The following is a 23,705-nucleotide window of genomic DNA, read 5'->3' on the forward strand; positions in this document are numbered from 1 at the left end:
AAGGAGTGCTGCATGCTGGTAATAAGACCCATAGAGCAGCGTGATTTTGCCATTCTCAAGCAGATTTCCATTGAGTCGGGGCATGGCTTTACGTCGCTGCCGGTAAACGACGAGCTGCTGCAGAAAAAAATTGATCATTCATTAACCTCCTTTGCCAGCCGCGCCGGTGGCAAGGGGGATTGCCTGTATTTCTTTGTGGCCGAAGACAGTGACACCGGTGAAGTACTGGGCACCACGGCGCTGGAGTCGGCGGTGGGGCTGACTTCGCCTTTCTACACCTATCTGCTGGGCAAGCAGGTGCACTGCTCCCGCAAGCTGGGTATTCACAATGTGGTGGAAACCCTGACGCTCACCAACGATTACACCGGCGTCAGTGAGCTGTGTACCCTGTTTCTGCGCGAGCCCGCCCGTCACGGCATGAACGGCCGGCTGTTATCCAAGTGCCGGTTTTTGTTTCTGGCGGAATTTCCCGAGCTGTTTGACCGGCGCATTCTGGCAGAAATGCGCGGCGTGTCTGATGAGGGCGGCAACAGCCCCTTCTGGAGCTGGCTGCAGGAGCACTTTTTCTCCATGGACTTTCCCACCGTGGATTATCTTACCGGCATTGGCCAGAAGGGCTTTATTGCCGATTTAATGCCCAAATACCCCATTTATGTGAGCTTGCTGTCTAAAGAAGCCCGGGCGGTGATTGGTAAAACCCACGATAAAACCCGGCCGGCGCTGCATCTGCTGGAGGAAGAGGGTTTTTCCTGGCGCGGCTATGTCGATATTTTTGATGCCGGCCCCACAGTGGAGTGCGAGGTGCACAACATTCGCACTCTGCGCAACAGCCGCCGGTTAACGGTACAAATTGGTCATCCGGTCAGGGCGCAGACACACCTTGTCAGTAACACCCGTTTTGAAGGGTTCCGGGCGCTGCTGGGAGAGATGGCCATTAATGAACAAAAGGGGCAGGCGGTGATGACCAGAGCGGTGGCCAGCCTGCTGAAGGTGGAAGACGGAGATACCGTCAGGGTAGCGGAGATGAAACGCAATGACTGAAGCCGTGCAATATATTAATGGTGAGTGGCTGACCGGAGCGGACGCTGTGTTTGAATCCCTCGACCCGGCCAAAAATGAGGTAGTCTGGCAGGGCGCCGCCGCCGATGAGGCGCAGGTGAATGCTGCCGTGGCCGCCGCCCGGGCCGCCAGTGCCGACTGGGGCTTTCGCCCGGTGGCTGAGCGGCTGGCCATTATCAAGGCGTTTGCCGGGCTGCTGGAGCAGCACAAGCCGCAGCTGGCCAGGCTGATTGCCCGGGAAACCGGCAAGCCCGAATGGGAGGCGCTGACCGAGGTGGCCGCCATGATTGGCAAGGCTGGCCTGTCCGAAAAAGCCTACTTTGAGCGCACCGGCACAGTAGAAAATCCCATGGCCGGTGCTCAGGCCTTTGTGCGCCACAAGCCTCACGGTGTGGTGGCGGTGTTCGGCCCCTACAACTTTCCCGGCCATTTGCCTAACGGCCATATTATTCCGGCGCTTATTGCCGGTAATACGGTGGTGTTCAAGCCCTCTGAGCTTACGCCCATGGTGGCCCAGGAAACCGTACGTCTGTGGCATGAAGCAGGTTTGCCCGCCGGTGTGCTCAATCTGGTGCAGGGCGAAGTGAGCACCGGCAAGGCGCTGGCAGCCCACGACGGCATAGACGGCCTGTTTTTTACCGGCTCGTCCAACACCGGCAAGTTGCTGCATCAGCAGTTTGCCGGTCAGCCGGGCAAAATTCTGGCGCTGGAAATGGGCGGCAATAATCCGCTGGTGGTCACAGAGGTGGCCGATGTGGATGCCGCCGTGCATGCCATTATTCAGTCGGCCTTTATTACCAGCGGTCAGCGCTGCACCTGTGCCCGCCGCTTGCTGGTGCCAGTGGGCGAGGCCGGTGACCGGCTGCTGGCACGGCTGGTAGCGGTAAGCAAGGCCATTCGGGTGGGCCATTACGACGCCGACCCTCAGCCTTTTATGGGGGCCATGATCTCCGAGCGTGCCGCCCGGGGCATGGTGGCGGCTCAGGCGCATTTGCTGGCTTTTGGCGGTGAGTCGCTGCTGATGCTGAAACATCTGCAGCCGGGCACCGGCCTGGTGTCGCCGGGCATAGTGGACGTGACCGGTATTGATCAGCTGCCCGATGAAGAATATTTCGGTCCGCTGCTGCAGGTGATTCGCTTCAATGATTTGCCCGAGGCACTGAGCCTGGCCAACCGCACCCGCTATGGCCTGTCGGCGGGCTTGCTGTCCGACAGCGAAGCCGACTGGGACTACTTCTATCGCCATATTCGCGCCGGCATTGTAAACCGCAACCGGCCCATTACCGGTGCTTCCGGTGCCGCCCCCTTTGGTGGGGTGGGCGACAGCGGCAACCACAGGGCCAGTGCGTATTATGCCGCAGATTATTGCGCCTATCCGGTGGCCTCGGTGGAAGGCGACAGCCTTGAAATGCCGGGCACATTGTCACCCGGGCTCAGCTTTTAACTCACAGGAGTCGGTTATGCATACCTCTGTAGAAGAACTGTTTGAGGCACTCTGGCAACACTATTTAACCGTGACCCCCAGCGCGCTGAAAATTCATGATTTGCTGGGCGGCGGCAAGGCCATTGTGAACGATCATGTGGCCTTTCGTACCTTTAACCACCCCAAACTGGGCCTGGACAAGCTGGCGGCGCATTTTCTGGCGCTGGGCTACGAGCAAAAGGGCGAATACCACTTCGAGGCCAAAAAGCTCTATGCCCGCCATTACGAACATCCAGACCCGGCTGCGCCCAAGGTGTTTATCAGTGAATTGCTGCTGGAGCAGTGCTCGCCTACGCTTCAGCGCATAGTGGCGAGGCTGATTGATCAGGTGGACGACACCCTGCCGGAGCAAAAAGACTTTCTCTATTCCGGTGCGCCCTGGCAAATCTCCCATGCCGATTACAAAACCCTGGCGGCAGAAAGTGAATACGCCGGCTGGATGGCGGTATACGGTTACCGGGCCAATCATTTTACCGTGAGTGTGAACCACCTTGAGGATTATGACAGCCTGGACGCGGTCAACAGTGCCCTCAAGCAGGCCGGATTCCGCCTCAATGACGCCGGCGGCGAGATCAAGGGCTCTCCCGATGTGCTGCTGGAGCAGTCTTCCACCATGGCCGACACTGCCCTGGTGCAGTTCACCGACGGTGAAGCCTCACTGCCCAGCTGCTTTTACGAGTTTGCCCTGCGTTATCCCAAGCCCGACGGTGAGCTCTACACCGGCTTTGTGGCCGCTTCGGCAGACAAGATCTTTGAGAGCACCAATACAGCTAGTGGCTGAAGGTGTTTACCATAGCCAGCAGTGTGAGAGACAGCAGTGGGGTTGCAGTCCGCGGAAAATAATTCCCTCCCCTTTGTAAGGGGAGGGGTAGGGTGGGGTTAGCTTACAAACTAATCTGCACTTCTGCCCACCACTGTCGGCCGGGCTCGCTGATGCGGCCGGTTACCGGATTATCGCCAAGCGGGTAGCTTTCCTGTTTATTGATAAACTCGCTGTAGTCTTTATCCAGCAGGTTATCGACGCCGGTGGCCAGTTTTACCGTGGGTGTTACCTGCCAGCCGGCATTGAGTGAGAACACGGTAAAGCCGGCAGAGGGGCCCGTGTCCTGGCCAATAATATTGCCCTGACCTTCGGCAAAGCGGTTTTGCCCGGCCACATTGCGCATCAGCAGTGCCACTTCCTGAACGCCGTTGTCGTAGCCGAGCGTGGTGTTCAGCTCCAGCGGCGGGGTCTGGCCCAGCGCAATATCATCGCTCAGGTTCTGGCCATGGGTGTAAGACACATTGGAGCCCAGGGTCCAGTTATCGGCAAAGCGCCAGTTCAGCTCGGCCTCGCCGCCCATACGGCGGGCATTAACATTGCGGGCTTTGTCGGCGGAATGATTGTCTACCAGAATAAAGTCGTCCACATAACCGGCAAACACAGACACAGAGCCGCTCAGTGCCCCATGGCGGTAAAGCACGCCGGCATCTATTTGGTGGTTGGTTTCGGTTTCAAGTGCGCCGTTGCGGTTGCGCTCCCAAAAATCCGGTGCCCGCTCGGCCTGACCGTAGCCGGCATACCAGGTCCAGTCCTGCAGACTGTGCTCCAGACGCACAAACCCCGCATGCAGGTAGTAATCCTGCTCTTTCAGTGACGAACTGGCAGGCAGCTTTTCAAAACGGGCCTCGGTTTTGTCTAGGCGAACACCGCTTATCAGTTGCTGCTTGTCAGTCAGCAGCCAGTTGTTTTCTACAAACACCCCTATATTTTCAAAAGACTGATTGTCCTGGCGGGGCAGCTGGCGGTAAGCATCGGCGTCGGCCTGAGTCATGCCGCTGGCCATGCGGCCCCGGTGCGCGTCCTGCATCCAGTCTATGCCCACCTGAGTCTGGTGTGCGCCCAGGTTCAGCTCGGCCAGCAACCGGGCGGTGTCGGTGGTGCGATCCGGATTCATGGCCATATACATGGGCTTGCCCATCATCACCGGCACCGGCCGCAGGCTGTAGTTATCCATGACATGATCCACTTCGCTGTGGCCATATTGCAGCTGCAGCTTGCCCAGCCAGGGCGTAATGGCCTGGCGCTCCAGCTTGATGCCCCAGGCGTCCCGGTCGAACTTGCTGCCGTCCATGCTGCGGTCGGCATAGGCGGCTTCACCCCGGCTGCGATCATAAGACAGCTCAATAAGACTGAGATCGTCCGGCGTCAGGCCCAGCTGCAGGCTCTGGCTGTTTTTATCGTAGGCAGAGTTCACCCGGTTGCCGCTGCCGTCTTTGTAGTTGCCGGCTTCGTTGTGGTTGGCGTTCAGGCGCAGATAACCAAGTGCGTTACCGGCCTCCAGAGCGGCAAAGGCATCAAACCGATCGCCGCTGCCGGTGGTCATGCCGGCATCCAGCATAAAATCAGGCTCGCTGTAATAGCGCGGATGACGCTTGAACTGCACCGAGCCCGCCACCAGCCCCGGCCCCTGAGTCACGGTTTGTGGCCCTTTGATGACAATCACTTCATCAAAGGAGCGGGGGAACAGATAGGCGGTGGGGGGATCCATGCGGCTGGGGCAGCCGCCCAGCACATAATTATTGTCACTGGTAATGGACAGCCGTGAGCCGCCCAGGCCGCGCAACAGCGGATCGCCGGCCATACCGCCCTTGCGGGTAATGCTGATGCCGGGCACGGTTTTCAGCAGGCCGGCCCCGTCGGCAGCAGGAATGGGCTGCACCGGATTGGTGGGATCCAGCCGTACTTCGCCGGGCGCGCTGAGCGCCGACGCGGTAATGGTAATGGGAGTGGCAACGGTAGTGGCCGGATAAACCGGCTCGCTGTTACTGGCATACGTGGTGCCAGCACCCAGCAGCGGCAGGCTGAGCGAAACAAGGTACTGATATTTCATGATAATGTGCGCTTGCGAAACGAGGCCATGAGAGTAAAACTCGCCCTGAATCAGCACAATGCGGCATATTGTCGCAGCGCGGGCACCTTGTTACTCCCGGTGGAGCATGGGATCATGCCGCCGGTATTACTCATTTATTAAAAGGAGCCAAACCATGAAACTGGCATTTATCGGACTGGGCGTGATGGGCTTTCCCATGGCCGGACACCTGCAGCAGGCGGGCCACCAAGTGTGTGTATATAACCGCAGTTCAGCCAAGGCGGCGGAGTGGGCGGCCCGTTTTGGCGGCACCAGCGGGGCGACTCCGGCGCAAGCCGCTCAGGGGGCCGACATGGTGATGGTGTGCGTGGGCAACGACGACGATGTGCGCTCGGTTATCTATGGCGACGAGGGCGTGCTGGCGGGCATTAAGGAAGGGGCACTGCTGATTGACCATACCACCACCTCGGCCAGACTGGCGGAAGAGCTGGCGGATGCGGCCGGCAAACAGGGAGTGCGCTTTATTGACGCGCCCGTGTCCGGCGGTCAGCTGGGCGCAGAAAACGGCGCGCTCACCATTATGATTGGCGGCCATGAAGCCGATGTGGCCGAGGCAGCCCCCGTGCTGGCGGCCTACGGCAAAAAGGTGACCCGGCTGGGCCCCGTGGGTGCCGGTCAGCGCTGCAAAATGGTCAACCAGATCTGCGTGATCGGGGCCGTGCAGGGCATTGCCGAAGGCCTGATGATCGCCCAGAAGGCGGGACTGGATATTCCGACATTGATTGACGTGCTGGCCGGTGGTGCCGCCCAGAGCTGGCAGCTGGAAAACCGTGCTCAGACTATGGCCGACGACAAGTTCGATTTTGGCTTTGCCGCCCAGTGGATGCACAAGGATCTGGGCATTTGTCTCGACGAAGCCGCGCAGCAAGGCCTCAAACTGCCGCTGACCGAGCATGTGCATCAGGTTTATGAGCGTTTGCTGGAGCAGGGCATGGGCCGCTGTGACTCCACTGTGGTGATTCGGGATCTCAAGTCCTGAGTGGTGACGGGCCTTGGCAGAGGCCCATGGGCTCGGCTATGCTGAGCACAGCTCAAGGCTCACCTTGAGTGTATCACCTGTGGAATGTGATATTTTCCGCAATTTCCGCACAAAACAACGGCACTTGATAACAGGCACCAGGCCAAAGGCTTTGCTTGGGCCGCTAATTTGAATAGAGTGGGCAACCGCTTAATGCCAAGTGAGAAAGGATACCTTATGAACAAGACTCAGCTTGTCGATGCAATCGCCGCCAAGGCCGACCTGAACAAAACGCAGGCCAAGGCTGCCCTGGAAGAAGTACTGAACGGTATCACTCAAAGCCTGAAAGAAGGCGATCCGGTACAACTGGTAGGCTTTGGTACCTTCAAGGTAAACCATCGTGCTGCCCGCACCGGTCGTAACCCGCAAACCGGCCAGGAAATTCAGATTGCTGCAGCAAACGTTCCTGCTTTTGTTGCCGGCAAAGCGCTGAAAGACGCGGTCAACTAAGACGCGCTCTGCCCATTCCAAACCCGGCTTCAGGCCGGGTTTTTTTATCACGTCACTTGCCCCCGCGATCAATAGATTGTTATAACTGAGGTCAGGTCCTGCCCCTAACCTGGGAGGCTGTAATGGAAGTGAACGCAATTCGTCAGGTTGCCGTGCCCTGGGCCGGTGCTCACGGTCTGGCTACCGGTTTAATGTTAACCGAGCTGCATCAGGACGTATGGAGCGGTTGTTTAGAGCTGGCCATGGGGGTGCCGTCTGATATGGACACGCCGCCGCACATTGTGTACTGGCTCAGCTTTGGCCATCTGTATGGTTATCGCGTGCTGGAAGGGGCCGACGTGCCCGAGCTGCTGGAAGAAGATAACGATATCGACAGCCAGGTGCAGCTGATCACCCCGTCCCGCTTTTTAACCTGGTTTCATCAGGAGACTCAGGGTTCCCATCTCGACGAAGACATTCAGCACTACCGTATTGCCTGCTGGGACTTTTGTGTGGATGTGCTGGCGGCTCAGCCGCCGGACGTGTGTATGAACAAGGAATAACATGAAAGGCTTTATTCTGGTCGCTCACGGCAGCCGGCGGGCGGCTGCCAATGAGGAAATTGCGGGGTTCGCCCAGCGCATGACAGCCGCCATGAAAGGCGGCTTTGATTTGGTGGGTCATGGCTTCTGGGAGCTGGCCGAACCGTCTTTGGGCCAGGTAATTGATGCTCAGGTGGCCGCCGGTGCCAGAGACATTACTCTGTTCCCTTATTTTCTGGCGGAAGGCAAACACGTGGTGAACGACCTGCCATCTGTGCTGACAGAAAAGAAAGAGCAATACCCCGGAGTAAAACTGACGCTGTTACCCCATTTGGGGGCCGTGCCCGGTTTTGATCAGTGGCTGGCAGGGCAGTTGCAGGGTGATGACGAAACTCCACCCCAGCCCTCCCCTTAAAAAGGGAAGGGAGCTTATGCACCTTCCCCTTAAAGGGTGAAGGCTGAGCTTGTTTCTCCTCCCCCTGACAAGGGGTAGGCCGGGAGGGGGTAAAAAAACGGGGCCAGAATGGCCCCGTTTCACTTTCAGCTTTTATTTCGCCTGTTCCCGTGCTATCGCCCGCCAGGCGATATCGTTGCGGAAGAAGACATCATTCCACTTGATTTGCCGGGTCAGCTCATAGGCGTTGGCCTGAGCCTGGCTCACGCTTTCACCCAGGGCGGTGGCGCACAGCACCCGGCCGCCGGCGGTGACCACGTCCTCGCCCTTGAACTGAGTGCCGGCATGGAACACCTTGGCACCTTCGGTTTCGGCAGGAATGCCGGTGATTACATCGCCCTGGCGGTAAGCTCCGGGGTAACCGCCGGCGGCCAGCACCACGCCCACAGCGGCGCGCGGGTCGAACTCGGCAGTGGCTTTATCCAGCTCGCCTTTGCAGCCTGCCAGACACAGCTCCACCAAATCGGATTTGAGCCGCAGCATAATGGGCTGGGTTTCCGGATCGCCAAAGCGGCAGTTAAACTCGATCACCTTGGGCTGACCGGCCTGGTCGATCATCAGGCCCGCATACAGAAAGCCCTTGTACACATGGCCTTCGTCGGCCATGCCGCGCACCGTGGGCATAATAACCTGCTCCATAATGCGATCATGGATTTCCTGAGTCACCACGGGCGCCGGGCTGTAGGCACCCATGCCGCCGGTGTTGGGGCCGGTATCCTGGTCGCCCACGCGCTTGTGATCCTGGCTGGTGGCCATGGGCAGCACATGCTCGCCGTCCACCATCACGATAAATGACGCTTCTTCGCCTTCCAGAAACTCTTCAATTACCACACGGCTGCCGGCATCACCAAAGGCGTTGCCTGCCAGCATGTCGCGCACTGCAGCTTCGGCTTCTTCCAGGGTCATGGCCACAATCACGCCCTTGCCCGCGGCCAGGCCGTCGGCCTTGATGACGATGGGCGCACCCTGCTCACGCAGATATTCCAGTGCCGGCTCCACCTCGGTGAAGTTTTGATAAGCGGCGGTAGGAATCTGCTGGCGGGCCAGAAAATCCTTGGTAAAGGCCTTGGAGCCCTCCAGCTGGGCGGCACCGGCGGTGGGGCCGAAAATGGCCAGACCTTCGGCTTCAAAGGCGTCTACCACACCGGCCACCAGGGGGGCCTCGGGGCCCACTATGGTCAGCTCCACTTGCTCCTGCCTGGCAAAGGCCAGCAGCGCCGGAATATCGGTGGCGGAAATGGCCACGTTGGTAAGCGCAGGCTCAAGCTCGGTGCCGGCATTGCCCGGAGCCACAAATACCTTGTTTACTCTGGGTGACTGGGCGGCTTTCCAGGCCAGGGCGTGTTCACGCCCGCCACCGCCAATAACCAATACGTTCATGCTGTGTCCTCGCTATCAGTGGCGGAAGTGGCGCATGCCGGTAAATACCATGGCCATGCCGTGCTCGTCGGCGGCCTGAATCACTTCGTCGTCGCGCATGGAGCCACCGGGCTGAATAACACAGCTGATGCCGGCAGCGGCCGCGGCGTCGATGCCGTCACGGAAGGGGAAGAAGGCATCGGATGCCATCACAGAGCCTTCTACTTGCAGGCCTTCGTCGGCGGCCTTGATGCCGGCGATTTTGGCGGAGTAAACGCGGCTCATCTGACCCGCACCCACTCCGATGGTCTGGCTGCCCTTGGCATAGACGATGGCGTTGGATTTAACGAACTTGGCTACTTTCCAGCAGAACAGCAAGTCTTTCAGCTCTTCCTCGGTGGGCTGGCGCTTGGACACCACCTTGAGATCGCTCATGTTCACCATGCCCTGATCCCGGTCCTGCACCAGAATGCCGCCGTTCACCCGCTTGATGTCGAGGGTGCTGGTCTGGCTGCTCCACTGGCCGCATTCCAGCAGGCGCACGTTCTTCTTGTCAGCCACGGCGGCCTTTGCCTCGGCGCTGATGGACGGGGCGATAATCACTTCCACAAACTGGCGCTCGATAATGGCGCGGGCAGTGGCTTCGTCCAGCTCGCGGTTAAAGGCGATGATGCCGCCAAAGGCGGAGGTGGGATCGGTCTGGTAGGCGCGATCGTAGGCTTCCAGCAGGTTTTCACCCAGGGCCACACCACAAGGGTTGGCGTGCTTGACGATGACACAGGCCGGCTCATCAAATTCCTTCACGCACTCCAGCGCGGCGTCAGTGTCGGCGATGTTGTTGTAAGACAGCTCCTTGCCCTGCAGCTGGGTGGCGGTGGCCACGGAGGCTTCGTCTACGTTGTTTTCCACGTAGAAGGCGGCACTCTGGTGGCTGTTTTCGCCGTAGCGCAGATCCTGCTTCTTGGTGAACTGGTAGTTGACGGTGCGCGGGAACTTCGAGCCCTCGGCGGCCTGGTGATAGGCCGGTACCATGGTGCCGAAGTAGTTGGCGATCATGCCGTCGTACTGGGCTGTGTGCTCAAAGGCGGCAATGGCGAGATCAAAGCGGGTGGCCTGAGTCAGGCTGTTGCCGTTGGCATCCAGCTCAGCCAGCAGGCGGTCGTAGTCACTGGCGTTTACTACGATGGCCACGTCGTTGTGGTTTTTGGCTGCGGCACGCACCATGGTGGGACCACCGATGTCGATGTTCTCGATGGCGTCTTCCAGCGTACAGTCGGCCTTGGCAACGGTATTGGCAAAAGGATAGAGATTGACCACCACCATGTCGATGGGCGCAATGCCGTGCTCGTTCATGATGGCGTCGTCCTGGCCGCGACGACCGAGAATGCCGCCGTGTACCTTGGGATGCAGGGTCTTGACGCGGCCGTCCATCATTTCCGGAAAACCGGTATAGTCGGATACTTCGGTCACGGGCAGGCCTTGTTCCGCCAGCAGACGGGCGGTGCCGCCGGTAGACAGCAGCTCAACGCCACGGGCATGCAGCCCCTGGGCGAATGCCACAATGCCTTGTTTGTCGGACACACTCAGCAGAGCACGGCGAATGGGTCGGGCAGTTTCCATTATGTTCTCGTTCCTTTAACGATTCATCGGGGGGTTTGGTAAAATCGGCGCAAATCATGACACCGGCTTTACCAAACCGCCTGGCACGCCAGAACAGAAGGCGGCATATTCTACCCGTTTTTGCCGCCCCTTGCCGGACTATTTGGTTTGGCGTAAAGAGGCTTTATATGTAATTAGACCGGTGCAACAAGGAGAAAAACATGTATCGAATTGGCGAGCTGGCCAGCGCCTTTGGCATCAAGCCCGACACCCTGCGTTTTTATGAAAAAGAAGGGCTGCTGGTGCCCAGTTTGCGCACCCCCACCGGTTACCGGCAATACAGCGAAGAGGATAAAAAACGCCTGCACTTTATTCTGCGCAGCAAAAAGGTGGGCTTTTCCCTGAAAGACATTGAGGAGCTGCTGGCGCTGCGCATCAGCAGTTGCCGGGTGACCTGCCGGGAAGTAAAAGCGGTGGCCGACACCAAGCTGGCCGACGTGGAAGAGCGCATTCGTGAGCTGGAGCAATTTCGCCGCTCTTTGCGCCAGTTGTCGGACGCCTGCTGTGGCGGCCAGGAAAGCGCCGAGCATTGCTCCATTCTGGAGGCGCTGGACGGCAAGCTTGAGAATACCGACAATAACGCCCGTTAAGCCCCCTGAAAGGGCCACCACCGGTGGCCTGTCTTGTTGTGCCTGTGTAGAGCCGTAGGCACCGCTTTAGCCGGCGCAATGATGCAGGCACCTGAGTTAAAGGCGTGCGTTGCACGCCCTGCCGGCTGAAGCGGCAGCTACAGACATTCCTTCATTGTTTGTTACAGGAGATTTTTCATGCGACACCACCTGGGGTGGGGGCTGAGCGTGACTCAGTGGTTTGTGTTTTTGCTGGCCAATGCGCTGGCGCTGCCCATTGTGCTGGGCCAGGCCTTTGGGCTGGACAGTGCCGGGGTGGCCGGTCTGGTGCAGCGCACTCTGCTGGTGGTGGGATTAAGCTCAGGATTACAGGCCTGGCTGGGGCATCGTTATCCTATTGCCGACGGCCCCGCCGGATCCTGGGCTATTGTGTTTGTGGTGATGGCTTATATCGGCCGTGAGCAGGGTCTTGACAGCCTCGACACCCTGCGGCTTCTCTCCGGCGGCGTGCTGGTGGCCGGGCTTATTATGCTGGTGCTGGGCGTGGCAAGGCAGGTGCACCGTCTGCTGTTTTTGTTTACGCCCCTGGTCACCGGCTGTTTTATCCTGCTGCTGGTGGTGCAGCTGGCCGGGGTGTTTGTGCGTGGCATGGTCACGGATCCGCGCACTGGTGCCATGAGCTTGCCGGTGCTGCTGATTGGTCTGCTGGTTTTTCTGGGAGTACTGTTGTGCTCTTTCAGCCGCCATACGGTGTTGCGCACCTATGCGGTGCTGGTGGGCATAGTGCTGGGCTGGCTGGCATTCTGGCTGTTTGGTTTGTCTGGCGGGACGGCTGCCAATAACGCCGGGCTGGGTTTGCCCGAGCTGTTTGCCTGGGGCCTGCCAAGGCTGGATGCAGGCATGCTGGTGGTGGCGGTGCTGTTTTCCCTGCTGTTGTTTTCCAACCAGATAGCGGCGGTTACCGCTGTATCGGCGGTGGTCACCGAGCGCCAGCGTGATGATAACGCTGTGATTAACCGCAGCAGCTGGGCATCCGGTATCAGTCATGGCCTGGCAGGCAGCTTTGCCACCATCGCCGTGGTGCCGCTGCCGGTAACTGCCGGTTTTATTCAGCTGAGCGGCGAAGACAGACGCGCGCCCTTTATTCTGGCCTGTGCCTTGCTGGCGCTGGTGGCGCTGTTTCCGGATGCGGTAGGGGTGCTGTCGCTGCTGCCGGCACCGGTGGCCAACGCCGCCCTGCTGGCCACCTTTATCAAGCTGGTGAGTCTGGCGTTTCAGCTGATTACCAAAGAAGGCATGGACAACCGCACCAGCACCATAGTGGGCGTGGCCCTGTTGCTGGGCGTGGGCTGCATGTTCCTGCCCGCCGGCCTGTACCGCCATTTTCCCAGCATGGCGCAATACCTGCTGGGCAACGGCCTGCTTACCGGCACCCTGCTGGCGCTGGCCATGGAGCAGCTCTGGCCGAAAGGCCGGAGTAATTAACCCCCTCCCAACCTCCCCCTTGAACAAGGGGGAGGGGAAACGTCTGTAGCTCCCTCCCCTTGGATAAGGGGAGGGCAGGGGTGGGGTTGGAGCTCTTACCGCACCACCAGCACGGCGCAGTCGGCGTGGCGCACCACCTTGGAGGAGTTGGAGCCCAGCAGGTAGGTTTCGGCCCCGGGACGGGATGCGGGCATAATAATCATGTCGATTGCCAGCTTCTTTGCCCGGGCCAGAATGGTGTCATACACCACACCGTGGCGTACCTCCATACGGCCCTGATGTTCGGCAGGAATATAAGTCTGCATAAAGCCGGATAACTGATCTCTTATCGCCTCATCCTGCTTTTCCAGCAGCTCTTTTGAGTAAAAAGGCGCGGCGGCATGATGTACCCGGGACGGGTTCACATATAACAGATGAATACGTCCTTGCGGGTGGCACAAGCGCAGTGCCGACTCCACCACCCGGGCGGTAAGATATTCGTGCTCAAAATCGAGCGGCAGTAAAATTTCCTTGAACATATTCGTTACCCCATCAGTTTATTGGGCAGCCAGGTCACAATTTCCGGCACCAGCATACACAGGATCAACACGCCCAGTTTGAGCGCCACAAAGGGCAGAATGGACTTGTAAATATCCATCATGGTCACCCCGGGAGGCGCTATGCCCTTGAGGTAAAACAGCGCAAAGCCATAGGGTGGAGTCTGCACCGCTATCTCAATGTTCAGAATCATCAGAATGCCGAACCAGATAGGGTCATAGCCCAGGCTGACGGCAATAGGGGTAAACAGTGGCGCACAGATCAGTACGATGATCATTTCATCAATAATGAAGCCAAGCAGCAGCATGACCACCTGCATCATGATGATGATGGCAATGGGGGGCAGATCCAGGCCGGCGGCAAAGTCAGCCACCATGCCCTGCACGCCCATCAGCAGGTGAAAATTACTGAATACCGAGGCACCCAGTACAATCCAGATGGCCACGCTCACCAGCAATGCGGTTTCGGCACCGGAGCGTTGCATCATTTTCAGTTTGAAGCGTTTATAGAGCATGGCCAGCAGCAGGGCACCCACTACACCAATGGCACCGGACTCGGTCGGTGTGGCCACACCGCTGATAATGCTGCCCAGCACCAGGGCAATCAGGCCCAGAGCCATAAAGCCGTCACGCAGTGTGATTAACTTTTCCCGCTTGTTTTTGGGCACGTCCAGCGCATGGCCCATGGGCGCGCGGCCGGGGTTGAGTTTGCAGGAGATGATCACATACAGCACCATCACGGTGATCGACAGCAGGGCCGGGATCAGGGCGGCAATAAACATTTTGCCTACTGAATTCTGGGTGGTGGAGCTGAACAGTATCATGGGAATGCTGGGCGGAATAAGAATGCCCAGGCCACCGCCGGCCATAATCACCCCAAGAGCCAGCTTTTTGTCGTAGCCGCGCTCCAGCATGGGGCGCAGGGCAATGCTGCCCGAGGTCATGATGCCGGCCCCGATAATGCCCACCATGGCACCGATCATGGAGCAAACGCCAATCACGCTGATGGCCAGCGACCCGCGAATACGGCCAATCACCAGCTGGCTGGCCTTGAACATGGCATCGCCAATGCCGGAGCGGGTCAGCAGCTGGCCCATGTAGATATAAAGCGGAATGGCCAGCAGCACAAAGCTGAACAGGGTGCTTTCTATGGTAGTGGGCACAATATTAAAAATGCCTTCACCCCAGGTGGCATAGCCCAGCAACATGGCCACGCCGCCCAGTGCCAGGCCTACCTGAGCACCCATAATAAAGGACACCAGCACGCCCAGCAGCAGCAGGCCGGTGATCAGTTCAATACTCATGGTTGTTCTTCCTCGTTCATCAGGGTATCACCGGTCACCAGCTGCCAGGCGTCTTTGATCATGTCTGCAGACAACTGCATTAAAAACAGCACGGCAGCCGCCGTGACCATAATCCAGAAATGACTGATGGACGGGGCCCATTCAGACTGACGGGTATAACCGAACTCCATGGCCTCTACCGCCTTTTCCCAGCCCTTGCTGGCAATGACCAGCAAAAAGAAGCCGCCCAGGGTATTGGCCAGCAGATCAAAAATGTTTTTCCAGCGCTGGGAGACCGCCAGATAGGCAATATCCACATTGATATGAGACTTTTTCAGCTGAGCATGAGCGCCGCACAGGGCACCGATATAGCCGAATAAAAACAGCGACACGTCATAGGCCCAGAGGGTAGGGCGGTCGAGTACATAACGGGAGAACACCTCAAAGGCAACCGTGCCTGCCAGCAGGGGAAGCGCCAGAGAAATGGTATGGCTGGTGGCCGCCACCAGCCAGCCGGTGCCTCTGCACCAGAAGCGAAGCAGTGTTTTCATGATACATCCGGATGAGGGTTGTGCAGGCTGCCCCGCAGCCGCGGGGCAGTGGTCAGGCTTACTTCATCAGCTCAACAAGGCGAGAGCTGTATTTATCGGTTTTACCATAGTGGGCCCAGACTGCTTCAGCAGCTTGCTGCCACTGTTGTTTGTCGGCATCGGACGCTGCGGGGCTCCAGGTAAGGCCTTGTTTTTCCATATCGGCTACCGCTTCCTGCTCCCACAGGGCCGATTTTTCGGCCTGTTGCTCTGCATGCCATTTGGCAGCGTTGCGGACCACGTCTTTCAGGTCGTCCGGCAGCTTGTTCCAGGCATTTTTGTTGACCAGCACCGGCAGCGCCTGAGCACTCGACACCGGCACCGGATACATAAACTTGGCCACCTCGGCAAAGTTGCCGTCGCGGTGGTCGATCAGGTTGGAGCCGATGGTGCCGTCAATCACGCCAGTGGCCAGGCTGGTGTAGGTTTCACCCCAGGTCAGGTTAACCGGAGAGGCACCCAGCTCGCGGAAGAAGCGGCCATAGGCACCGGGCGCGCGAATTTTCAGGCCCTTAAAGTCGGCAATGGATTCAATTTTTTCTTTGGTGATGACATAAACACCAGGCTGAAAGTAAGGAGCCAGCCACACCAGGTTGTGACGGTCATAGGCTTCGGTCAGCACTTCATTCCAGCCTTTTTCATGAAACAGCTGGTTCAGCTCTTCCAGGCTGCCGTTGGAGCCGGGCAGACCGACTTCTACCACGCCAAAGGGAATTTCACCGGCATGCATGGGCTGAAAGGGAGCGGCCATGTCGAGCAGGCCGGATTTGGTGGCGCTGACAATACCTTTGGTGTCTACGCCTTCGCCGGCATAGAGCATGTTGATTTTCATGCGGCCGTTGGAGTCGGCTTCAATTTTGTCGGCAAAAGACTGATATACATCGCCAAAGGCGGTGCCACGGGAGTAAAGGTTGGTAAAGCGCCAGGTTACGTCGGCGGCCATGGCTTCCATGGTGACGCCCATGCCGGCAACGGCAATCAGAGAGGCGGCAATCTTGGTGCGGGCAGTGCTCCAGAGTCTGTTCATGTTGTAAGTCCCTTGTGTTATCACGTTCCGTTGATGTCGGGCCTGGCCCGAAGCGGGTTAGGTTTGACGGAAAGAAGTCTGCGTCAGGTTAACGTCCGGTTAAATTCACTCAAGCGAAACTTGAGTTTGACGACAGTCAAACAAAAAGCGGAAAGTCCTTGTGTATACAGCAGTTAGCACTGTTTCTGACGGTTTTGTCAGCAGCAGCAAAGGCGCGAACTGTGAGTGTGATCATATTGTTATAGCGATACCTGGACGCCTTTATTGTTGTGATTTGTTGCGTTCACCCCGACCTGCAGCGTTTCAAGGAGAAGGGAAACCAAGTGCTCCTCTTCCTTTTCAAGGGGAGAGGAAACCAAGTGCTCCTCTTCCTTTTCAAGGGGAGAGGAAACCAAGTGTTCCTCCCCCTTTTCAAGGAGAAGGGAAATTAAATACTCCTCCCCCTTTTTAAGGGGGAGGTCGGGAGGGGGTTAACTGTTCAGCTGCGCTTTCAGCAGCTGCAAAAACAACTGCCGAATGCGGCTCTGGCGGCCGTGGCTGCGGGTAATGGCAGAAATGCCCAGCAGGTGGGTTTTCTGGCGGGGCAGCAGCGGACGCAGGCGGCCTGTGTCTACCCAGCGGCGGGCGTAGCTTTCGGGCAAAAAGCCGATGTACTGACCGGAAAGAATAAGGGCCGCGCGGGGCTCGTAGTGGTAGGCCCTGCCGGCCAGTTGCATGCCCGCCAGCTGGGCGCTGGTTTCCGGGTTGGTATGAATGCCCGGGTGGATCAGCTTGAATTCGGGCAGGCGTTCGGCAATCTCGGTATCATTCTGCTCGGTAAACAGCGGGTGACGATCGCTGCAGTAAAGAAAACAGCGCACCTGATAGAGATGATGATAATCCAGCCCTTCCAGATCCCTGTGGTAGTGAATAAAGCCAATATCGGCTTCTTCGCTCAGCACCCGGCGTTCAATTTCGCCCATGTAAGCCACATCCACGCTCACGTTTACATCCGGTGCCTGTTCACCCAGGGATGCAAATACCTCCACCATGGAAAATTCATCTTCCAGCCAGATACTGTCACTGGACACAATTCTCAGCTCGCCGCTGAGCTGCTCATGCAGTTCGTTTACTGTGTAGCGAAACTCTTCCAGCCGGCTGAACAGCCGCTTGGTGGAGTCGTAGATCACTTCTCCGTCATCGGTCAGTGAAAAACCCGAGCGGCCCCGGCGGCACAGCTTGAGCTTGAGCCGGCTTTCCAGGTTGGCCATGTGCACACTGATGGTGGAACGACTGATATTGAGCTCGGTTTCCGCTGCGGAAAAACCGCCGCATTCCACCACGGTTTTAAACAGTTTCAGCAGGCGAATTTCATAGTCGCCAATCTGGCTGAGAACGGGTCTGTTGGTCTGGCTCATAGTTTGAACTGCTTCAATGTGTATGTTGAGAGGGGGTGATTTACCGGACTTTGCGCCGGGGGCTAGCATGTTGTCAAACAGTGGCCCGTGCCGTTGTGGCGCTGCTCACGGCAATTGGACTTGCGGGCGAGGATGGACTCAAGATGAGGCAGCTTAAATGAGCATTTCTGCAGTAAACAGCACCCTGGTAAGAGAAAGCGGTTATATCGACGGCCGCTGGTGTCAGGCCGGCAGTGGCAACACCATTGCTGTCTATAACCCCGCCAACGGCGATCATCTGGGCCAGGTGCCCGACATGGGCGAAACCGAAACCCGCGCTGCCATTGATGCCGCCAGCCGGGCACTGCCGGCCTGGAGTGCGCTTAACCCCAAAGAGCGGGCCCGCCTGCTGCGCAACTGGTTTGATCTTATTATTGAGCACAAGGAAGATCTGGCCCGGCTGATGACCCAGGAGCAGGGTAAGCCCCTGTTTGAAACCCGTGGCGAGGTGCTGTACGGTGCCTCCTACATTGAGTGGTATGCTGAAGAAGCCAAACGTGCCTACGGCAAGGTGTTCTCTGCCCCCACCGGCGACAAGCGGGCGCTGAGCATTCAGCAGCCCATTGGTGTGGTGGCGGCCATTACTCCCTGGAACTTTCCCAACGCCATGATTACCCGCAAGCTGGCCCCGGCGCTGGCGGCGGGCTGCACCGTGGTGGTCAAGCCATCTGAAGAAACCCCGTTTTCTGCCCTGGCGCTGATGGCGCTGGCCGAGCAGGCAGGCATTCCGGCCGGCGTGATCAACATGATCACCTCCAGCCAGGCGGCAACAGTAGGGAATGTGCTGACCAGCGATTCTCGCGTGCGCAAGCTGTCGTTCACCGGCTCAACCCGGGTGGGCAAGCTGCTTTATGGCCAGAGCGCCGACACCATGAAAAAGCTCAGCCTGGAGCTGGGTGGCAACGCGCCTTTTATTGTGTTCAACGACGCCGATCTCGACGCCGCCGTCACTGGTGCCATTATCTCCAAATACCGTAACGCCGGTCAGACCTGTGTCTGCGCCAACCGCATTCTGGTGCAGGATGGCATTTACGATGAATTTATGGCCCGCTTCAAGGCGGAAGTGGAAAAGTTTGTTATTGGTAACGGTCTTGATGCGGCCACCACTCTTGGCCCTGTGATCAACAAGGCTGCCGTCGACAAGATTGCCGGCATGGTAGACGCTGCCCTGAGCGAAGGTGCCACCCTGGTTACCGGTGGCCGCCGTCATTCAGCCGGCGAGCTGTTCTATGCGCCTACTATTCTCGGTAATGTGACCCAGCAAATGGCCATTGCCAATCAGGAAATTTTTGGCCCAGTGGCACCGGTGATCCGCTTTAAGGATGATGCCGAGGCCGTGGCCATTGCCAACGACACTCCCTATGGTCTTGCCGCCTATTTCTATACTGAAAGTCACAGCCGCATCTGGCGCATTGCCGAGCAGCTGGAATACGGCATGATCGGCATTAACGAGGGCATTCTGTCCAACGAAATTGCCCCCTTTGGCGGCGTGAAGGAATCCGGTCTGGGCCGGGAAGGCTCCGCCGAAGGGCTGGCGGACTATATGGAAACCAAATATCTGTGCATGGGCGGCATTCGCTGAGCGTGAATAAAAGGAGCATTATCATGAGCAAGAATCAGCAACTTCAGCAACGCAAAGACGCCGTCTTTGCCCGTGGCATGGGCAACATGGCCCCAGTTTATGTCGATCGTGCCAAAAATAATGAAATCTGGGATGTGGAAGGCAACCGCTTTATCGACTTTGCCGCCGGCATTGCCGTGGTCAACACTGGCCACAGCCACCCGCGCATTGTGGCTGCCGTCAACGAACAGCTGCAGCGCTTCAGTCACACCTGTGCCATGGTCACGCCCTACGAGAGTGTGGTGGCGCTGGCCGAGCGTCTGGTAACACTGGCTCCGGGCCCCACTGCCAAAAAAGCCATTTTTGTCACCACAGGTGCCGAGGCAGTGGAAAACGCGGTGAAAATTGCCCGTGCTCATACCAAACGCAGCGGCATTATTGCCTTTAACGGCGGCTTTCATGGCCGCACCAATATGGCCATGGGCCTGACCGGCAAGGTTGCCCCTTACAAGGCAGGTTTCGGACCTTTCCCGAATGAGATTTATCACCTGCCGTACCCGAATGCCTATCACGGCGTTACCGAAGAGCAGTCGCTCAAGGCCCTGGATGAGCTGTTTCATTGTGATATCGAGCCAGGCCGGGTAGCAGCGCTGATCATAGAGCCGGTGCAGGGAGAAGGTGGTTTTTATCAGGCACCGGCGTCCTTCCTGCAGAAACTGCGTGCTATCTGTGATCAGCACGGCATTGTGCTGATTTGTGATGAAATTCAGACCGGTTTCGCCCGTACCGGCAAGCTGTTTGCTACCGAATATGCTGGTATTGAGCCGGATCTGATGACCATGGCCAAGGGCATTGCCGGCGGTTTTCCGCTGTCTGCCGTGGTGGGCAAGGCCGACATCATGGACGCTGCCAACCCGGGCGGTCTGGGAGGCACCTATGCCGCCTTTCCGCTGGCCTGCGCCGCCGGTCTGGAAGTGCTGAACATTATTGAAGAAGAGCAGTTGTGCGACAGAGCCCTGGCCATTGGCGAGCTGATGAACAAGCGTCTGAGCGAGCTGCAGAGCAAATATCCTCACCATATTGGCCAGGTGCGTAACCTGGGTGCCATGGTGGCGATGGAGCTGGTACACAACGGGGATGTGGATCAGCCCAATCCGGAGCTGACCAAAGCCGTGGTGGCGAAGGGAATCGAGAAGGGGGTGATTTTGTTGTCTTGCGGTGTACGCGGCAACGTCATTCGCTTTTTGCCGGCCCTGACCTCACCGCTGGAGGTGGTCAGCGAAGGTCTGGATCTGCTTGAACAGGTGCTTTCCGAACTCGTTTAAGCCGGTTGATACGTCGATGTCAAAGTAGCTTTGGCGGGCCTTGTGCCCGCCTTTTTTGTTTTGAAACCTGGGATTCCGGAGTGTCATGAGACATCAGCAGGGTTGCCTCCACCGACACGCTTCGGGCCCATCCATGGGACGCTCGGCACATGCCTTCCCTGGCATGTGACGGTCGGTTACGGCCATCCCTGCTACTGCCTCATGAGGTCGGGCCGTATAACTTTCAATAACTCGAAGCTTGACCTTCCCCCTGTGTCAGGGTTCAAAGTAAGGGTGTTTAACATCATAAGGAGCTAAACCATGCTGACTCTTACCGTACCTGATATGACCTGTGGCCACTGTGTAGGCGTGATTTCCGGCATTTTGACCGAGCTGGATCCGGACTGCGAACTGAACTTTGAACTGGCCAGCCGCAAGGTGAGCATCAGCTCCGGCCTGCCCCGGGAAGAGATTATCGAGGCGCTGAGCGACGCCGGTTACGACTGCGAGTAACAGCGGAGGCAACCATGAGCACTAAATCAGCAGCGCTGCGTTTGCTCATAGAGGGCATGAGCTGCGCGTCTTGCGTCTCCCGGGTTGAAAAGGCCCTGGGCGGTGTGCCGGGAGTGCGTTCGGTCAGCGTGAACCTGGCGTCGAACCGTGCCGAGCTGGTGCTGGACAAGGGCACCGCCGCCGGTGAGCTGGCAGCAGCAGTGAACAAGGCCGGCTACCAGTGCCCGACCGAGCAGGCGGAGCTGGTGATTGGCGGCATGAGCTGTGCGTCCTGCACTGGCCGGATAGAAAAAGTACTCAGCCGGCTGCCCGGTGTGCTGTCGGCCAGAGTCAATCTGGCCGCCGAGCGGGCGTATGTGGAGTGGCTTGCCGGCAGTCAGGATATCAGTGCTCTGACGGCGGCGGTGGAAAAAGCCGGCTTTAGTGCCGAGGCCGCCGAGGATGCGCCTGCGACCGACGAGGGTCATGGCCGCGAGCGGGAGCGGCAATCGCTGAAACGCTCGCTGATCATGGCTGCTGTGCTTACCCTGCCGGTGTTTGTGCTGGAAATGGGCGCGCACTTTGTGCCCGGCATGCATGAATGGATTAACAACACCCTGGGGCAAGCCCTGAACTGGCGCATTCAGTTTGTGCTGGCCAGTCTGGTGCTGTTTGGCCCGGGCTTGCTGTTTTTGAAAAAAGGGCTGCCGGCGCTGCTGCGCGGGGCTCCCGAAATGAATTCGCTGGTGGCGCTGGGGGGCCTGGCCGCCTGGGGCTATTCCACCGTGGCCACCTTTGCCGGGCACTGGCTGCCCGCCGGCAGCCGGCAGGTGTATTTTGAGGCGGCGGCAGTGATCGTCACCCTGATTCTGCTGGGGCGTTTTCTTGAGGCGCGGGCCAAAGGCCGCACCGGCGAGGCAATTGAAAAGCTGCTCGGCCTGCAGGCACCCAGCGCCAGAGTGGAACGCAATGGCAGCACCGAAGAAGTGCCTCTTGAGCGGGTGAGGGTAAAAGACAAAGTACGGGTACGCCCGGGCGAGCGCATTCCGGTAGACGGCACCGTCGTGGAAGGGGCTTCCTGGGTGGACGAGTCCATGCTGACCGGTGAGCCTGAGCCGGTAGAAAAGAAGAAGGGCAGTGAGGTCACCGGCGGCACTGTCAACAACAAGGGATCGCTGCTGATTGCCGTCACGCAAGTGGGCAAAGAGACCCGGCTTTCGCAAATTATTCGCATGGTGGAGCAGGCTCAGGGAGCCAAACTGCCCATTCAGGCGCTGGTGGACAAGGTCACCGGTGTGTTTGTGCCCGTGGTCATGACCCTTTCCTTGCTCACCTTTGTGCTCTGGTGGTGGCTGGGGCCGGCACCGGCGCTCAGCTTTGCCCTGGTTAACGCCGTGGCGGTGCTGATCATTGCCTGCCCCTGTGCCATGGGGCTGGCCACGCCCACCTCCATTATGGTGGGCACCGGCCGGGCCGCCGAGCTGGGCGTGTTGTTTCGCAAGGGCGAGGCGCTGCAGGCGCTGCGCGGCGTCAAGGTGATCGCCTTTGACAAGACCGGCACCCTCACCGAAGGCAAGCCTGAACTCACCGATCTGCAAGTGAACGAAGGCTTTGATAAGGACGAGGTGCTGGCGCACATTGCTGCCGTGGAGCAGCGCTCCGAGCACCCCATTGCCGAAGCCTTGCTGGCGGCGGCCGAGGAGCGCCAGCTTAACCTGCCTGAAGTAAGCGAGTTCGACACCGTTACCGGCATGGGCGTAAAGGCAAACGTCGATGGGGTTCAGGTGAATGTGGGTGCAGATCGTTATCTTACATCCCTTGATATGGACTTGTCGGTGTTTGCCGACACCGCTCGCAAGCTGGCTGATGAAGGTAAAACGCCGCTTTATGCCGCTATCGACGGCAAACCGGCAGCCATTCTGGCGGTGGCGGATCGCATCAAGCAAGGCACGCCCGATGCCATTGCCGCCCTGCATCAGCAGGGGCTGAAAGTGGCCATGATCACCGGTGACAACAAGGGCACGGCCAGGGCCATTGCTACCCAGCTGGGCATAGATGCCGTTGAGGCGGAAGTCATGCCCGATGGCAAGGTGGAAGCCCTGGAGCACCTGCGCCAGCGGCACGGCACAGTGGCCTTTGTGGGCGACGGCATTAACGATGCGCCGGCATTGGCGGCGGCGGATGTGGGGCTGGCCATTGGCACCGGCACCGACATTGCCATTGAGGCGGCCGACGTGGTGCTGATGCGCGGCGATCTGCGCGCCGTGCCTCAGGCGCTGGCCATCAGCCATGCCACCCTGCGCAATATTCGCCAGAACCTGTTCTGGGCCTTTGCCTACAATGTGTGTCTTATTCCGGTGGCGGCCGGTGTGCTCTATCCGGCTTTTGGTCTGCTGCTCTCGCCCATGCTGGCCGCCGGTGCCATGGCGCTGTCGAGCGTGTTTGTGGTGAGTAATGCCCTGCGGCTGAAACGGTTCAGGGGCGCATAACAGACCCGAGTTGTTATA

21 protein-coding genes are annotated in these 23,705 nt (G+C 58.6%); 13 read left to right on the top strand and 8 right to left on the bottom strand.

Translation table 11 applies throughout. The features are described from left to right. Positions 1 to 12 precede the first annotated feature (12 nt). From astA to N2M06_RS04130, 3 genes are read left to right on the top strand one after another with little or no spacing between them, the layout of a single operon-like run. A complete protein-coding gene (astA, locus tag N2M06_RS04120) occupies positions 13 to 1,041 on the top strand; it encodes an arginine N-succinyltransferase (RefSeq protein ID WP_346351697.1) in 1,029 nt (342 codons plus the stop codon). Further along, positions 1,034 to 2,503 carry a succinylglutamate-semialdehyde dehydrogenase gene (gene astD / locus N2M06_RS04125; protein WP_346351698.1) on the top strand — a complete coding sequence of 490 codons (1,470 nt, stop codon included), beginning with the start codon at positions 1,034 to 1,036 and terminating at the stop codon, positions 2,501 to 2,503. Before astA ends, astD begins: the two co-directional genes overlap by 8 nt. A gap of 16 nt (positions 2,504 to 2,519) precedes the next feature. Then, the gene (locus N2M06_RS04130) at positions 2,520 to 3,323 is read left to right on the top strand and encodes a DUF1338 domain-containing protein (protein WP_346351699.1); all 804 of its coding nucleotides are present in this window, start codon (positions 2,520 to 2,522) and stop codon (positions 3,321 to 3,323) included. Positions 3,324 to 3,426: 103 nt separating this feature from the next. Here the strand turns inward: N2M06_RS04130 and N2M06_RS04135 are convergent, their stop codons facing one another. Continuing rightward, entirely contained in the window at positions 3,427 to 5,415 is a 1,989-nt protein-coding gene (locus tag N2M06_RS04135; protein ID WP_346351700.1) for a TonB-dependent copper receptor, read from the bottom strand. A gap of 106 nt (positions 5,416 to 5,521) precedes the next feature. Between N2M06_RS04135 and N2M06_RS04140 the strand changes: the two genes are divergently transcribed. The 4 genes from N2M06_RS04140 to N2M06_RS04155 all read left to right on the top strand — a co-directional run bounded on the left by N2M06_RS04140 (position 5,522) and on the right by N2M06_RS04155 (position 7,858). Then, entirely contained in the window at positions 5,522 to 6,433 is a 912-nt protein-coding gene (locus tag N2M06_RS04140; RefSeq protein ID WP_346351701.1) for an NAD(P)-dependent oxidoreductase, read from the top strand. A 216-nt stretch (positions 6,434 to 6,649) separates the two neighbouring features. After that, positions 6,650 to 6,922 carry a nucleoid-associated protein HU-alpha gene (hupA, locus tag N2M06_RS04145; RefSeq protein ID WP_019933388.1) on the top strand — a complete coding sequence of 91 codons (273 nt, stop codon included), beginning with the start codon at positions 6,650 to 6,652 and terminating at the stop codon, positions 6,920 to 6,922. Between the two features lie 122 nt (positions 6,923 to 7,044). Next, a complete protein-coding gene (locus N2M06_RS04150) occupies positions 7,045 to 7,464 on the top strand; it encodes a hypothetical protein (protein ID WP_019933389.1) in 420 nt (139 codons plus the stop codon). A 1-nt stretch (position 7,465) separates the two neighbouring features. After that, a complete protein-coding gene (locus N2M06_RS04155; RefSeq protein WP_317073900.1) occupies positions 7,466 to 7,858 on the top strand; it encodes a CbiX/SirB N-terminal domain-containing protein in 393 nt (130 codons plus the stop codon). A 132-nt stretch (positions 7,859 to 7,990) separates the two neighbouring features. On the opposite strand, the gene purD is transcribed toward N2M06_RS04155, so the two are convergent. Next, a complete protein-coding gene (purD, locus tag N2M06_RS04160) occupies positions 7,991 to 9,277 on the bottom strand; it encodes a phosphoribosylamine--glycine ligase (RefSeq protein ID WP_317073901.1) in 1,287 nt (428 codons plus the stop codon). Positions 9,278 to 9,292: 15 nt separating this feature from the next. Further along, on the bottom strand, positions 9,293 to 10,876 hold the full coding sequence (gene purH, locus N2M06_RS04165) for a bifunctional phosphoribosylaminoimidazolecarboxamide formyltransferase/IMP cyclohydrolase (protein ID WP_346351702.1): 1,584 nt from the start codon (positions 10,874 to 10,876) through the stop codon (positions 9,293 to 9,295). Between the two features lie 200 nt (positions 10,877 to 11,076). Here purH and zntR point away from each other — a divergent pair, with 200 nt between their 5' ends. Together zntR and N2M06_RS04175 are read left to right on the top strand one after the other, a co-directional pair. Further along, positions 11,077 to 11,505 carry a Zn(2+)-responsive transcriptional regulator gene (gene zntR, locus N2M06_RS04170; protein ID WP_317073903.1) on the top strand — a complete coding sequence of 143 codons (429 nt, stop codon included), beginning with the start codon at positions 11,077 to 11,079 and terminating at the stop codon, positions 11,503 to 11,505. A 177-nt stretch (positions 11,506 to 11,682) separates the two neighbouring features. After that, a complete protein-coding gene (locus tag N2M06_RS04175) occupies positions 11,683 to 12,969 on the top strand; it encodes a purine/pyrimidine permease (RefSeq protein WP_346351703.1) in 1,287 nt (428 codons plus the stop codon). A gap of 95 nt (positions 12,970 to 13,064) precedes the next feature. Here N2M06_RS04175 and N2M06_RS04180 read toward each other — a convergent pair whose 3' ends face one another. The 5 genes from N2M06_RS04180 to N2M06_RS04200 all read right to left on the bottom strand — a co-directional run bounded on the left by N2M06_RS04180 (position 13,065) and on the right by N2M06_RS04200 (position 17,802). After that, positions 13,065 to 13,487, bottom strand: a complete 423-nt coding sequence (locus N2M06_RS04180; RefSeq protein WP_019933395.1) for a universal stress protein — start codon at positions 13,485 to 13,487, stop codon at positions 13,065 to 13,067. A 5-nt stretch (positions 13,488 to 13,492) separates the two neighbouring features. Next, positions 13,493 to 14,809 (bottom strand): TRAP transporter large permease subunit, encoded by a 1,317-nt coding sequence (locus N2M06_RS04185; RefSeq protein WP_019933396.1) that lies wholly within the window; start codon positions 14,807 to 14,809, stop codon positions 13,493 to 13,495. Next, positions 14,806 to 15,339 (bottom strand): TRAP transporter small permease, encoded by a 534-nt coding sequence (locus N2M06_RS04190; protein ID WP_019933397.1) that lies wholly within the window; start codon positions 15,337 to 15,339, stop codon positions 14,806 to 14,808. Before N2M06_RS04190 ends, N2M06_RS04185 begins: the two co-directional genes overlap by 4 nt. Positions 15,340 to 15,397: 58 nt before the next feature. Next, positions 15,398 to 16,405 carry a TRAP transporter substrate-binding protein DctP gene (gene dctP / locus N2M06_RS04195; protein ID WP_019933398.1) on the bottom strand — a complete coding sequence of 336 codons (1,008 nt, stop codon included), beginning with the start codon at positions 16,403 to 16,405 and terminating at the stop codon, positions 15,398 to 15,400. 470 nt (positions 16,406 to 16,875) lie between these two features. After that, positions 16,876 to 17,802, bottom strand: coding sequence for a LysR family transcriptional regulator (locus N2M06_RS04200; RefSeq protein ID WP_317073907.1), 927 nt, complete (start codon positions 17,800 to 17,802; stop codon positions 16,876 to 16,878). Between the two features lie 157 nt (positions 17,803 to 17,959). On the opposite strand from N2M06_RS04200, the gene N2M06_RS04205 reads away from it, so the two are divergent. The 4 genes from N2M06_RS04205 to N2M06_RS04220 all read left to right on the top strand — a co-directional run bounded on the left by N2M06_RS04205 (position 17,960) and on the right by N2M06_RS04220 (position 23,687). Further along, a complete protein-coding gene (locus N2M06_RS04205) occupies positions 17,960 to 19,423 on the top strand; it encodes an NAD-dependent succinate-semialdehyde dehydrogenase (protein ID WP_019933400.1) in 1,464 nt (487 codons plus the stop codon). 23 nt (positions 19,424 to 19,446) lie between these two features. Next, positions 19,447 to 20,727, top strand: coding sequence for a 4-aminobutyrate--2-oxoglutarate transaminase (gene gabT, locus N2M06_RS04210; RefSeq protein WP_317073909.1), 1,281 nt, complete (start codon positions 19,447 to 19,449; stop codon positions 20,725 to 20,727). 300 nt (positions 20,728 to 21,027) lie between these two features. Then, positions 21,028 to 21,219, top strand: a complete 192-nt coding sequence (locus tag N2M06_RS04215) for a heavy-metal-associated domain-containing protein (protein ID WP_346351704.1) — start codon at positions 21,028 to 21,030, stop codon at positions 21,217 to 21,219. 14 nt (positions 21,220 to 21,233) lie between these two features. After that, positions 21,234 to 23,687, top strand: coding sequence for a heavy metal translocating P-type ATPase (locus tag N2M06_RS04220; protein WP_346351705.1), 2,454 nt, complete (start codon positions 21,234 to 21,236; stop codon positions 23,685 to 23,687). Positions 23,688 to 23,705 lie beyond the last annotated feature (18 nt).

Origin of the sequence: Oceanimonas sp. AH20CE76, from assembly GCF_039654065.1 — a bacterium.
Lineage (GTDB): Bacteria > Pseudomonadota > Gammaproteobacteria > Enterobacterales > Aeromonadaceae > Oceanimonas > Oceanimonas smirnovii.

What these genes read in the sequence shown, in the direction of transcription:
- N2M06_RS04200 (WP_317073907.1), bottom strand. Translation starts at nt 17,802, where the DNA reads ATGAGCCAGACCAACAGACCCGTTCTCAGCCAGATTGGCGACTATGAA.
- N2M06_RS04130 (WP_346351699.1), top strand. Translation starts at nt 2,520, where the DNA reads ATGCATACCTCTGTAGAAGAACTGTTTGAGGCACTCTGGCAACACTAT.
- N2M06_RS04175 (WP_346351703.1), top strand. Translation starts at nt 11,683, where the DNA reads ATGCGACACCACCTGGGGTGGGGGCTGAGCGTGACTCAGTGGTTTGTG.
- N2M06_RS04205 (WP_019933400.1), top strand. Translation starts at nt 17,960, where the DNA reads ATGAGCATTTCTGCAGTAAACAGCACCCTGGTAAGAGAAAGCGGTTAT.
- dctP (WP_019933398.1), bottom strand. Translation starts at nt 16,405, where the DNA reads ATGAACAGACTCTGGAGCACTGCCCGCACCAAGATTGCCGCCTCTCTG.
- N2M06_RS04220 (WP_346351705.1), top strand. Translation starts at nt 21,234, where the DNA reads ATGAGCACTAAATCAGCAGCGCTGCGTTTGCTCATAGAGGGCATGAGC.
- N2M06_RS04135 (WP_346351700.1), bottom strand. Translation starts at nt 5,415, where the DNA reads ATGAAATATCAGTACCTTGTTTCGCTCAGCCTGCCGCTGCTGGGTGCT.
- zntR (WP_317073903.1), top strand. Translation starts at nt 11,077, where the DNA reads ATGTATCGAATTGGCGAGCTGGCCAGCGCCTTTGGCATCAAGCCCGAC.
- N2M06_RS04185 (WP_019933396.1), bottom strand. Translation starts at nt 14,809, where the DNA reads ATGAGTATTGAACTGATCACCGGCCTGCTGCTGCTGGGCGTGCTGGTG.
- purD (WP_317073901.1), bottom strand. Translation starts at nt 9,277, where the DNA reads ATGAACGTATTGGTTATTGGCGGTGGCGGGCGTGAACACGCCCTGGCC.
- astA (WP_346351697.1), top strand. Translation starts at nt 13, where the DNA reads ATGCTGGTAATAAGACCCATAGAGCAGCGTGATTTTGCCATTCTCAAG.
- purH (WP_346351702.1), bottom strand. Translation starts at nt 10,876, where the DNA reads ATGGAAACTGCCCGACCCATTCGCCGTGCTCTGCTGAGTGTGTCCGAC.
- hupA (WP_019933388.1), top strand. Translation starts at nt 6,650, where the DNA reads ATGAACAAGACTCAGCTTGTCGATGCAATCGCCGCCAAGGCCGACCTG.
- N2M06_RS04155 (WP_317073900.1), top strand. Translation starts at nt 7,466, where the DNA reads ATGAAAGGCTTTATTCTGGTCGCTCACGGCAGCCGGCGGGCGGCTGCC.
- N2M06_RS04150 (WP_019933389.1), top strand. Translation starts at nt 7,045, where the DNA reads ATGGAAGTGAACGCAATTCGTCAGGTTGCCGTGCCCTGGGCCGGTGCT.
- N2M06_RS04190 (WP_019933397.1), bottom strand. Translation starts at nt 15,339, where the DNA reads ATGAAAACACTGCTTCGCTTCTGGTGCAGAGGCACCGGCTGGCTGGTG.
- N2M06_RS04215 (WP_346351704.1), top strand. Translation starts at nt 21,028, where the DNA reads ATGCTGACTCTTACCGTACCTGATATGACCTGTGGCCACTGTGTAGGC.
- N2M06_RS04180 (WP_019933395.1), bottom strand. Translation starts at nt 13,487, where the DNA reads ATGTTCAAGGAAATTTTACTGCCGCTCGATTTTGAGCACGAATATCTT.
- astD (WP_346351698.1), top strand. Translation starts at nt 1,034, where the DNA reads ATGACTGAAGCCGTGCAATATATTAATGGTGAGTGGCTGACCGGAGCG.
- N2M06_RS04140 (WP_346351701.1), top strand. Translation starts at nt 5,522, where the DNA reads ATGGGATCATGCCGCCGGTATTACTCATTTATTAAAAGGAGCCAAACC.
- gabT (WP_317073909.1), top strand. Translation starts at nt 19,447, where the DNA reads ATGAGCAAGAATCAGCAACTTCAGCAACGCAAAGACGCCGTCTTTGCC.